Origin of the sequence: Halalkalibacter kiskunsagensis (genome assembly GCF_037027555.1) — a bacterium.
Taxonomy (GTDB): domain Bacteria; phylum Bacillota; class Bacilli; order Bacillales; family Bacillaceae_D; genus Halalkalibacter; species Halalkalibacter kiskunsagensis.
The window spans coordinates 33,070-43,641 of record NZ_JAXBLX010000038.1; the positions used below are offsets into that span (position 1 = coordinate 33,070).

A 10,572-nucleotide genomic window follows, 5' to 3' on the forward strand; every position below is an offset into this window, starting at 1 on the left:
CATCTTGCACTTCCATCACCTTTTTACCGCCCATGGCAGACTTTTCATTTAACAAGCACGAAAAGCAATAATAACTGGAAGCATTACCATCATGGAAGATACTAAATTATTAAGCTAGCGTATCCATTTACTCGTTCTTTTCATAGTAATCTCGACTCATTTGTCGAGCTATTTCCTGCAACTCTTTTGGAATCTCATTTGGCTTGTCACAGTTATTACAATATACATGGCTTGCAATCCAAAAGTACTCCCTCATGATATGCTCCCCTATCGGCTTTGGCATTCCACAATAATCACAAAACATGAGATAGTCCATTGTTTTACCTCCAACATGTACCTTACTTGGCATCTTTTTTCAATTATACAACAAATATCATCATGTAAGTGCAGAGGTGGATAGTTAATACTTATGGGATATACCTTTTTACGAAAAGCGTTAGAAGTCTTACTTTTTAAATATGGTGTAACTAAACAAGAAAAATTTTTAGGCATTTAGTTTAATAGGCTTGCCGGTTGCTGCTGATTGAAACGCTGCACTTGTAACTTCTTGCGTCTTATATGCATTTTCGTAATTTGAAAGGATCCGTGATGTATCTTTTGTACGAATTGCATGAATAAATGCTTCATTTTCAACCTCGTAAGGGTTTGTTTGATCTTTTATTTCCGATTGTTCGCCATTCATCTTCACTTGTAATCCATCAAATTGCCAATCGATAATAGATTGATCAGTATAGAACGTTAACCCGCATCGATACGTATCCTTTGGCATAATACAAGTGTTAGATAAAGTAGCAATAGATCCATTTCTTAATTTCAAACTGACCGTTCCAATATCAGCAACAGTTACAGAATCAACTTTTTCATGCATCACTTGATTCCCAAACATCGCAAACACTTCTTCCACTTCACCCGCTGTAAAACGTAGTAAATCTACAAGGTGAGTTGTTTGTTCATTAAATTGTCCTCCAGACCCTTGTTGGTTTCGCCACCAAGGAACCATTGGCATACCTCCCATCCATTGTCCTATCGCCATTCCTATTTTTTGATTCTCTAACATTTCTTTTAACTGTTGGGAAGACTTCTTGTACCTAAAATGGTATCCAACAGAAGTAATTAACGATTTATCTTCTATCGCACGTACAATCTCAGTCGGAAGATCTAGGTTTATCCCAAGAGGCTTCTCCACAAAAAGTGGAATATATCTTTCAATTACTTCCATTTCAATTTTCCCATGTGTCATAGGCGGAACACATATATATACAGCATCTAATTTCTCTGAATCAAGCATTATTTGCACATCTTCATAGGCATGTGCATGATTAAACTGAGAAGCAAATTTTTCCGCTTTTTCTTTGCTTGTTCCACATACCGCCTGGATTCTTACATCTTCCATTTTTTCTAAAATCCCTGCATGAAGTTTACTAAAATTTCCTGTACCCACTATTCCAATCTGTAATGACATAGCAAGGTTCCTCCTCCGCCATTTAAAGCGGTATCATTTTTATATCAACCTACTACCTACTTGCAACCTATCATAACATATACAAGTTCTATTTCATTTTAATATATTTATTTTCTCTTTTTAATAGTCCTGATCCGAAAACAAATTATTAAAATCTATCCAACTCTATATGTTAAAGAGTCAATCTTCTTTTTATTCTTTCTGCTAGAACTAACGATGATAATTCAATGATTAACTTTATCCTTTTTTTGTTCATGGTGAACTACACTTTTCCCTTGAGAATATCGATAAAAGAGAAAAATTAGCAAAGTAGCAATAAACGTCATTCCAGCCATCATCTGATACAGAGACTGTGATCCTAAATGCTCTAACACCCAACCACCACCTGTCCCCCCTATTGCACCACCTATTCCAAAGCATACAGAGGTTAATAGTGCTTGGCCTGTACTTCGCAGGTGCTCTGGAACAGATCTAACAGCCATCTGCATAGCAATTAACCAGAAAAGTCCAAATGTAACACCTTGAGAAATTTGTAAAAGTGATAGTATGTATGGTGAACTGATAATACCGTACAACATCCATCGTAACGTATACAATAATGCAACTATAGCTAATAAAAACACTTCATTGTAATTTTTTATTTTTCTAGCAAGGTAATAAAATACTGGAACCTCACTTACTGCAGCTAATGCCCATGCAAGGCCCACCCAAAATGTTGTTGCCCCAAGACTCTCTAAATGGATAACGATCATCATATCATTAATGCGATGTGGGATAATGACCATTAAGCATAATAATAAAAAAGTGATAAATACACGGTTCTTTAAAACCTCACCTACTGACCTTATATTTACCGGAGTCGTTGAAGCTGTACCATCTTTAAGAAATGCTAATGCAAAAATAGTTAAAGCAGTCATTCCTAAAAAAGGAAGGTATAATTGTTCAATACCAATCCACTCGAGAATAGGACCGGATAGTAAGGCAAGACAGAAAAAACCAATGGATCCCCATAAACGAATTTTGCCGTATTCATGTTTATGAGAACCTAACGTCTTCAATGTCATACTATCAATTAGTGGAGTCGCTGGAGACAAAGCAAAATGCAATAACAAAAAGGAAATAAACACCACCCAAAAAGATTCATGAAAAAAGACCCCAAAACTGGTAGCAGCTACACCAAAATATAAAATAATTAATATTTTTTTCACTGTTTTATATTTATCACTTATAAAGCCCACTACTGGTTGTGCTACAATACTAACAAGTGGCGCTACCCCCATAATCGTTCCTATTTCTACCATACTAAATCCTCTTGCAAGTAAAAACAAAGGTAAAAATGGAAGGATGATTGCTTTGCCACCGAAATGAAGAAAGGTAAGCCCTTTCAAGAAAAGAATATCTTTCTTATAATTAGTCACATAAATCTCCCCATGATTTATTCAGAATATTAATAATCTTACCACCTGATGTAATAATAGTCACGTTATGTGACCGAAGAGGTTTAATGTATAAGCTACCACCTATGGAATCAGAAGGGTATGACCGTGAGCACCTGAAAATCCCAGAAAATCATCGCCAATTAATCGAAGCGGTTGCCGAAGTACAAAGCAATATTATTGTAGTTTTAAGTAATGGTGCACCGATTGAAATGCCATGGCTTAACATTTATCAGCGAATCCTCCTACAAATAATAAGAAGAAGGTACTCGTCAAATTTTAATCTTAACGAGTTACCTTCTTCTCAAGTTAGTCCTTCAATTTTGTACAAGAAATCAATAATCATAAGATGTGATGTACTTACTCAACAACTCTTAAACAAAAGAGATGCTATGTAAAGATTCCCTTCTAGATAGATATTTTTACTTCATTAAATTGTTATAGCTTAGCTCGATACTTTCAATTGCTGAACCTTCACATTTGTCTTGTTCAACGATAAGCCATTTCGCACCAATCTCTTCAGCTGTTTTTACAACAGCATCAATATCAATTACTCCAGTTCCTACTTCAGCAAATGTCTTCTCTGGTTTTAACTTCATATCCTTTACATGAACCATTGGACAACGTCCTTCATATTTTTTCAAATATTCTGTTGGAGTAATATCAGCATATTGAACCCAGAACACATCACATTCCAACTGAACAAGCTCAGGATCTGTATTCGCTAAAAGAATGTCTAACGCATATTCACCTTCAAATTGTTTGAATTCAAAAGCATGATGATGATAACTGAATTGAATCCCGGCTTCCTTGCACTGCTCTCCTACTTTATTAAATAGAGTTGCTAGTTGTAGATATTTATCTTTAGAGTCCCAATATTCTTCAGGTATGAAAGGACAGACAATATTTTTTACACCTAAGACTACATGGTATTCAATCACATTGGCTAGATCGTCTTCCAATTGGTCTAATGGAACATGACTCGAGAAACCTTTTAACCCTAATTCCTCTAGCGTTGCTTTCAATGCTTCAGCAGAATATCCTCCAAATCCAGCAAACTCAACGCCCTCATATCCAATTTCTTTTACCTTTTTCAACGTCCCTATAAAATCTTTCTCTGTTTCTTCACGTACTGTGTAAAGCTGAACACCTAATGGCAACGTTATCATTTGAGTAAACCCCCTTCGCCCCTTTATAGTCTTCCTATTTCATTTGTAACAGGCATTATCTTTGGAACGTGACAAGTACTTGTCAAATGATAATGCTGATCAGTCTTTGAAGAAGTTAAAATTCCATGCATGATTTCTAAAACATGATAGGCCATTTCACCAGATGCCCGATGAGCTTCTCCCGTTATGATTGCAGCTGCCATGTCATGTAATCCAATGCCTCGACTATTTTCAGTGTTACCATGAGTTAAGCTCACTTCACGCCAAACTTGATCTCCTTGCTTCTTAACAAAAACCGGGCCTCCAAACGTGTTTGGATCTGGCACCCGTAATGAACCCTCAGTTCCGTAAATTTCAATCCATGACAAGGAGGATCCCCAAACATCAAAACTAGTAATTAACGTTCCAACCGCCCCATTCACAAAATCGAAAATTCCTGTTACATGAGTCGGTGTATTAACTTTAATTGTTTCACCATTTCTTGCTTCACTTGTAGCAGTTCGCTCAGGAAACGTCACTTGTGCCGAACCAGTCACGCGACGAACAGGACCAATTAAATTAATTAAAACTGTTAAATAATAAGGTCCCATATCAAATAACGGTCCAGCTCCCTCTTGGTAAAAAAATCCAGGGTTTGGATGCCAACTTTCAGGTCCATGAGACATCATAAAAGCTGTTGCTGCAATTGGCTTTCCAATTTCTCCTGAGTCAATCAGCGTTTTACACGTTTGGATTCCTCCACCTAAAAAGGTATCAGGTGCCGTTCCAACTAACAATCCCTTTTCGTTTGCAAGATCTAATATTTTCTGACCATCTTTAAGAGAGATTGATAATGGTTTTTCAAGATAAACATGCTTCCCAGCTTGAAGAGCTTTTAAAGAAACTTCAGTATGTGCACTAGGAATCGTTAAATTGAGCACTAGGTCAACCTCGTTACTTTCATACAATTCTTCTAATGTTAATACCATCGTGTTATAGGTGTTCGCCTTTTCTTGAGCTTTTCCAATATCAAGGTCACTACACGCAACGACTTCGATATTTTCATATGAACGACAGTTTTCAAAATAAATATCACTTATGTTTCCGCAGCCAATGATTCCAACCCTTATTTTTTCCATATGAACCTCCTAGTGTTTAACAGATCCTTCTGTTAATCCTGCAATTACTTGTTTACTGAAAAGTAAGAAAACAACAAGTAGTGGTAATGTTGCTAGGAATGTCCCATTTAAAATCATTCCAAAATCTTGAGTATATGCTCCATTTAATGTTCTTAAAGCTACTTGAATTGTATGAACACTACTATCTTTTAATACAACTAATGGCCATAAATAATCATTCCAAACATTCATAAACGTGATTAAACCAAGAGTTGCTAGTGCTGGTTTTACGACCGGGAGAACTACGGTCCAATACAGACGAAAATTGGAACACCCGTCAATTCGCCCCGCATCAATCAATTCATTCGGAATTGTCGAGGAAATATATTGCCTCATCCAAAACACCCCAAAAGCGTTAACCGCTGCCGGAACAATAATGGCATTCAAACTATTAATCCATCCCAACTTAGCAATAATCATATAGGATGGGATTAAGCCTAATTGAACCGGAACCATCATTGTTGCAATAACAAAGATAAAAAGTGCATTCTTGCCTTTAAAATGCAACTTGGCAAAGGCAAAACCTGCCAATGAACAGAAAAATAAAACAGAAACTGTAATCGCTGATGCTACAATAAACGAGTTCAATAGTGCTTGAAAGAACTGAATATTCGAGAATACTTTATTCATATTCTCAATAAAGTTAGTCCCTGGAAGCATAGCTGGTGGGAACTGGTTAATCGCCGCTGTCGTGTTTGATCCAATTACATACATCCAATAAAACGGAAAAACCGCAAGGAATGTAAACAGTACGAGAGTAAAATATATTAGTATTCGACTTAGATTCAATGGCTTGGTTCCTACCTCTTTCATTCTATTCACTCCTTACTATGCCGATTTAATTTTATTAGAGAAGTAAAGGTTGATTAAAGAAAAGATAACGATAATGATAAATAATAACCACGCAACAGAAGACGCATAACCAAATGAGTTTCTGACAAATGCCTCTTCATATAAATAAAGCGTTAAGGTGAGACCCTGGTTCATCGCTCCACCGCCATTACCTAAAAACGTTTGTGGTTCTGCAAAGATTTGCATTCCGCCAATTGTTGATAGAATAATCGTAAAAATAATCATAGGGCGAATCATTGGGATGGTAATGTAAAGGAATTGTTGTGCCTTATTTGCCCCATCTATCGTTGCCGCTTCATATAAATCATTTGGAATACTTTGAAGTGCCGCTAAATAGATAATGGCATTGTAACCAACCCATCTCCAAATAACCATCGACGCTATGGCAACATGCGCACCAAGATAAGAAGTCCTCCAGTTAATAGGATCTACTCCTAAAAAGGAAAGTAAATAGTTAATAATCCCATAATGTTGGCCAAAAATCGCTCCGAATACGATTGAAACTGCTACTACAGATGTGATATTAGGTAAAAAGATTGCTAATCGGAAGAATTGCTTCCCTTTTAAGAAAGCTTGATTTAAAACAAACGCTAAAATGAGAGCCATCGCTAGTTGAGGGATTGTAGATAATATCCAAATGCTCATCGTGTTTCCTAATGCCTTCCAAAAAAGAGGATCACTCAATAGATTTTGGTAGTTTGATAAGCCCACAAACTCTCTAGTACCTAAAATATTCCATTTGTGAAATGAAATGTAGGCAGTGAAGATAATTGGAAATACACCAAAAATCCCAAATAGTACAAAGAACGGAGAAATATATAGGTATCCAGATATATGATCTTTTGTACTTTGTTTTAATGTTTTTTTAGGCTTTGGAACTTCTATCGGACTTTTCTGATTTTCAATCTTAACATTTGGCTCCATGAAGCTACCCTCCTACAACTTAGTAAATAAGGGATGACTCAAAGCAAAAGTATCACTTTGTTCTGAGTCACCCTCAGTTGTTTTATTAACGTCCTAACTCTCTTTCAAGTTGACCCATTGCTGTCTGCCAGCTTGACGTAGGTTCCTCCTGACCATCTCTAACACGGTTAACTGCATTATTTAAAATTTCCTCAATTTGAATTGAATCCGGACCTTCAATTACATGTTGTACTTGTTGTGCTGCCTCAGCATAAATTTTTCCAACAGGTGCACCATTAAAATAGTCGTTTGTATAATTTTGCATTGCCTCAGAATCATAGATTCCAGGCGTTGACGGGAAGTTACCATAAATTTCAAATGTTTTCAATTGTTGTTCTGGAGCTAATAACCACTTAATAAATGCATAAGCTTCTTCTGGATGTTTTGATTCTTTTGGAATCGTAAAGAAGGATCCACCCCAGTTACCTGAACCTTCAGGAAGAGCTGCGATATCCCAATCTCCTGCAGAATCTGGAGCTGATTCTTGAATTCTGTTCATCATCCATGCTGGAGCTAACATTGTAGCGAAGTCACCATTAGTGATTCCTGTTCCCCACTCAGTTGACCATTGATCAAATGGTGTAACAAGATCTTTTTCAATCATTTCAATTGCATAATTCCAACCTTTTTCAATTTGCGGGTTATCTGCAACAATCACATTTCCATCAGCATCAAAGTATTTTTCTTGACCTTGACCTTTGATGACAGCAAACATTCCAGTTGCAGCATCGAGCATATATTTCCCTGTATTTACTTTCACTTGCTCTCCGACTTTAACGTAGTCATCCCACGTTTGAATTAATTTCTCCACTTCTTCACGCTCAGTTGGTAAACCAGCTTCTTCAAAAATGTCACGGCGATAAACCATCGCTTGTGGACCAATGTCTGTTGGTAATCCTAATAACGTCTCACCATCAATTGTTTCTGCTTGTTGCCACTTCCAATCTAAATAGTCTCCTTGAACTTCCTCAGCACCTAGCTCATACAAATTATAAAAATGTTGAGGTGTTGCTTTCATTTTATCGATACCTTTAACCTCAATAGCCGCAACGTCAGGAGCACCACTACCAGCTGCTAGAGCTGTTGTTAAGTTTGTGTGAGTATCATTAAAATCTGCAAGTTGAATGTTAATTTTTACATCATTTTCTTCTTGATATTGTTCAATTAACTCTTCAACACCCATTCCTGGCCATATCCAAACGGTTAGTTCAACGTCCCCACTAGTTTCCCCATCTGAAGATGATGATGACGAAGAATTAGATCCACTACACGCAGTTAAAGCAAGAATTAAGACAAATGTAAATGTTGTAAATAATAACTTTTTTACGTTTCTACCCATGTTAAAAATCCCCCTTGTAAACGCTTCCGTTTTTAGTGTAAAACTCTCACAAACCTCACAAACTCCCTACATAATAAATTGAAGCACTATTAGGTAGGCATCACCCCTTTCAAAGAAATCAATTATCAATTAAGCCCAATCATGATATGATAGTTTTCTATAATAAAAATTTAGAAATTTAGGTGATAACAACATGAACCTCTTTCAAAGTCGTTTTATTTTAGTTTTGGAAAAGCTTACAAGTTTTTTTCTCTTAAACATCCTTTGGTTGATCATGTGCATTCCAATTATTACAATTTTCCCTGCTACAGCTGCTATGTTTGCTGTTGTCCGCCAGTGGATAAGGAAGGAAGATTCATCAAATGTGTTTAAGCCTTTCTTTCTCTACTTCAAAGAAAATTTCAAACAAAGTTTTGTGATTGGAGTTATATGGGTCATTTTGTCCTATTTGATTATTCTGAATATTAGAATGCTACCAACGATCGAATCGACAGCTTTAAAATCTATGATGTTTCCTCTATTACTTATTTTTTGTATCTTTTTTGTTTTAACTAGCTTATTTTTATTTCCCGTTCTTGTTCATTACAAGTTACCCTTAACAGGGGTTTTAAGAAATGCATTTTTGCTTTCAGTAAGTAAGCTCCAAGTAAGTCTGTTATGTGTACTGTTTGTCGGAGCTGCTATGCTGTTGTTTTTCTTCTATCCTCTTACGATTTTAATCAGTTTTAGTTTAGTCTCTTATTTTATCTACCGAATTTGCCATAAATCATTTACTGATGTAGATCAAAAAATTTAGTTTCATGTTAACGTTAACATTACTCAACAATAATTTTATGTTAACGTTAACATTTTCACCTACAGTTCAGTGATAACGTTAACATCATTGTGTAAGAAAGAATGACAGAGCCGATTACATCCTATCTTTAAGTGTTGGTAACGTTACTAATTTTGATGATGCTTACTTATATTTTTATTACTAATTGATTTACGAATAATTAATTCAGGATCGTATAAAATATTCTCAACTGACTTATTAGGATTTTCAATTTTAGCAATTAGTAATCTAGCAAGATTTTTGCCAATTTCAAATACAGGTTGCTTGATCGTTGTTAGTTGCGGTTCTGCTATTTGGTCAAGCCAAACCCCATCATAACCCCCAATTGAAAGTTCATCGGGTACTTTCTTGTTTAATTCTCTAGCTGCTCGAATCGCTCCAAGTGCTAGGAGGTCTGTTGAGCAAAATAATGCTGAAATATCAGTGCACTCTAACAATTCCAACGTTTTTTTATATCCATCTTTCTCTAAAGCAGATACATATTGAATAAGATTTGGATCAAACGGTATTCCGTTTTCTTCTAAAGCCCCCCTATAACCTTCAAGTCGTTCAGAAGCAAACGGCTCTTTTGAATCAAGAACTAACATCCCTATTTCTTTATGACCTTGACTGATCATGTATGTGACCATTTTATAAGCGCCACTTACATCGTCGACATTAACCCAATCGATATCAGTTGTCCTACCGAATAATACACAAGGCACATCAATCTTATCCTTTAAAAGCTGATCCTCCTCTCTTCCAAGCCCCATCGCAATAACACCATCACATTTATAAGGGAATTCCCAATCTTTTCTAAATAAAAATGAATAATGATTCTCACTTAATTCACAACTAATTCCACCAATTAGCTTCGTTATGTATGGGTCAGAAGTGTCAAATACATCTGGATGAAGAAGATGAATCGTTCTTGTTTTATTTGTTACTAATGCTTTTGCTGTATGATTAGGCTGAAAACCTAACTCTGTCATCACTTGTTGAATTCTTTTTCTAGTTGATTCTTTCACTTTCTCAGGACTATTAATAACCCTAGAAACTGTAATAATGGATACCCCTGCTATTTTTGCGACATCTTTCATCGTTGACATTTGACTTCACTGTCCTTTATCAAGCGGAATATTCCCCTGTATTTATGTTAACGCTTACATTTATTATATTACAGTTTCGTAACATTCTTCGTCAATAACTTTTTTAGATTTTTGTTATAATTACTAACTCAACTTTCGCACACTGAAATAGGCAGGTAGACCTTGATGTAGTTAGGTAAGCCTGCAATCCATTATTGTAGTTGACATTGAATTAACTTTTGAATCTTTTTGTTACTTTCTTTTAGGACATCTTGAAGAAGCTCGATTAGCT

Annotated in this window: 10 protein-coding genes and 2 pseudogenes; 2 read left to right on the forward strand and 10 right to left on the reverse strand. The window is 36.0% G+C overall.

The annotated features are described in order from the left end of the window. Positions 1–127: 127 nt before the first annotated feature. The 3 genes from SLH51_RS18625 to SLH51_RS18635 form a co-directional block, all read right to left on the reverse strand. A complete protein-coding gene (locus tag SLH51_RS18625; RefSeq protein ID WP_335962967.1) occupies positions 128–316 on the reverse strand; it encodes a hypothetical protein in 189 nt (62 codons plus the stop codon). 168 nt (positions 317–484) lie between these two features. Beyond that, positions 485–1,462 carry a Gfo/Idh/MocA family protein gene (locus SLH51_RS18630; RefSeq protein WP_335962968.1) on the reverse strand — a complete coding sequence of 326 codons (978 nt, stop codon included), beginning with the start codon at positions 1,460–1,462 and terminating at the stop codon, positions 485–487. 224 nt (positions 1,463–1,686) lie between these two features. Continuing rightward, on the reverse strand, positions 1,687–2,880 hold the full coding sequence (locus SLH51_RS18635; protein WP_335962969.1) for an MFS transporter: 1,194 nt from the start codon (positions 2,878–2,880) through the stop codon (positions 1,687–1,689). A 35-nt stretch (positions 2,881–2,915) separates the two neighbouring features. Between SLH51_RS18635 and SLH51_RS18640 the strand changes: the two are divergent. Beyond that, positions 2,916–3,143: pseudogene (locus SLH51_RS18640) on the forward strand (glycoside hydrolase family 3 C-terminal domain-containing protein); the annotation flags it as partial. A gap of 177 nt (positions 3,144–3,320) precedes the next feature. On the opposite strand, the gene SLH51_RS18645 reads toward SLH51_RS18640, so the two are convergent. From SLH51_RS18645 to SLH51_RS18665, 5 genes are all read right to left on the reverse strand, one after another. Continuing rightward, positions 3,321–4,067, reverse strand: coding sequence for a sugar phosphate isomerase/epimerase family protein (locus tag SLH51_RS18645; RefSeq protein ID WP_335962971.1), 747 nt, complete (start codon positions 4,065–4,067; stop codon positions 3,321–3,323). A 23-nt stretch (positions 4,068–4,090) separates the two neighbouring features. Then, positions 4,091–5,185 carry a Gfo/Idh/MocA family protein gene (locus SLH51_RS18650; protein ID WP_335962973.1) on the reverse strand — a complete coding sequence of 365 codons (1,095 nt, stop codon included), beginning with the start codon at positions 5,183–5,185 and terminating at the stop codon, positions 4,091–4,093. A 9-nt stretch (positions 5,186–5,194) separates the two neighbouring features. Continuing rightward, positions 5,195–6,037 carry a carbohydrate ABC transporter permease gene (locus tag SLH51_RS18655; RefSeq protein ID WP_335962974.1) on the reverse strand — a complete coding sequence of 281 codons (843 nt, stop codon included), beginning with the start codon at positions 6,035–6,037 and terminating at the stop codon, positions 5,195–5,197. A gap of 15 nt (positions 6,038–6,052) precedes the next feature. Beyond that, complete coding sequence (locus SLH51_RS18660) at positions 6,053–7,000, reverse strand: carbohydrate ABC transporter permease (RefSeq protein WP_335962975.1); 948 nt, start codon at positions 6,998–7,000, stop codon at positions 6,053–6,055. 85 nt (positions 7,001–7,085) lie between these two features. After that, positions 7,086–8,378, reverse strand: coding sequence for an ABC transporter substrate-binding protein (locus SLH51_RS18665; protein WP_335962976.1), 1,293 nt, complete (start codon positions 8,376–8,378; stop codon positions 7,086–7,088). Positions 8,379–8,571: 193 nt separating this feature from the next. Between SLH51_RS18665 and SLH51_RS18670 the strand changes: the two genes are divergently transcribed. Beyond that, complete coding sequence (locus SLH51_RS18670) at positions 8,572–9,174, forward strand: YesL family protein (RefSeq protein WP_335962977.1); 603 nt, start codon at positions 8,572–8,574, stop codon at positions 9,172–9,174. A gap of 146 nt (positions 9,175–9,320) precedes the next feature. Here SLH51_RS18670 and SLH51_RS18675 read toward each other — a convergent pair whose 3' ends face one another. Then, positions 9,321–10,301 carry a LacI family DNA-binding transcriptional regulator gene (locus SLH51_RS18675; protein WP_335962979.1) on the reverse strand — a complete coding sequence of 327 codons (981 nt, stop codon included), beginning with the start codon at positions 10,299–10,301 and terminating at the stop codon, positions 9,321–9,323. Between the two features lie 128 nt (positions 10,302–10,429). After that, positions 10,430–10,572: pseudogene (locus tag SLH51_RS18680) on the reverse strand (IS4 family transposase); the annotation flags it as partial.

Bases quoted from the DNA above. Each gene is read 5' to 3' on its own strand.
- SLH51_RS18670 (WP_335962977.1), top strand. From the start codon at position 8,572: ATGAACCTCTTTCAAAGTCGTTTTATTTTAGTTTTGGAAAAGCTTACA.
- SLH51_RS18665 (WP_335962976.1), bottom strand. From the start codon at position 8,378: ATGGGTAGAAACGTAAAAAAGTTATTATTTACAACATTTACATTTGTC.
- SLH51_RS18645 (WP_335962971.1), bottom strand. From the start codon at position 4,067: ATGATAACGTTGCCATTAGGTGTTCAGCTTTACACAGTACGTGAAGAA.
- SLH51_RS18630 (WP_335962968.1), bottom strand. From the start codon at position 1,462: ATGTCATTACAGATTGGAATAGTGGGTACAGGAAATTTTAGTAAACTT.
- SLH51_RS18660 (WP_335962975.1), bottom strand. From the start codon at position 7,000: ATGGAGCCAAATGTTAAGATTGAAAATCAGAAAAGTCCGATAGAAGTT.
- SLH51_RS18625 (WP_335962967.1), bottom strand. From the start codon at position 316: ATGGACTATCTCATGTTTTGTGATTATTGTGGAATGCCAAAGCCGATA.
- SLH51_RS18675 (WP_335962979.1), bottom strand. From the start codon at position 10,301: ATGTCAACGATGAAAGATGTCGCAAAAATAGCAGGGGTATCCATTATT.
- SLH51_RS18655 (WP_335962974.1), bottom strand. From the start codon at position 6,037: ATGAAAGAGGTAGGAACCAAGCCATTGAATCTAAGTCGAATACTAATA.
- SLH51_RS18650 (WP_335962973.1), bottom strand. From the start codon at position 5,185: ATGGAAAAAATAAGGGTTGGAATCATTGGCTGCGGAAACATAAGTGAT.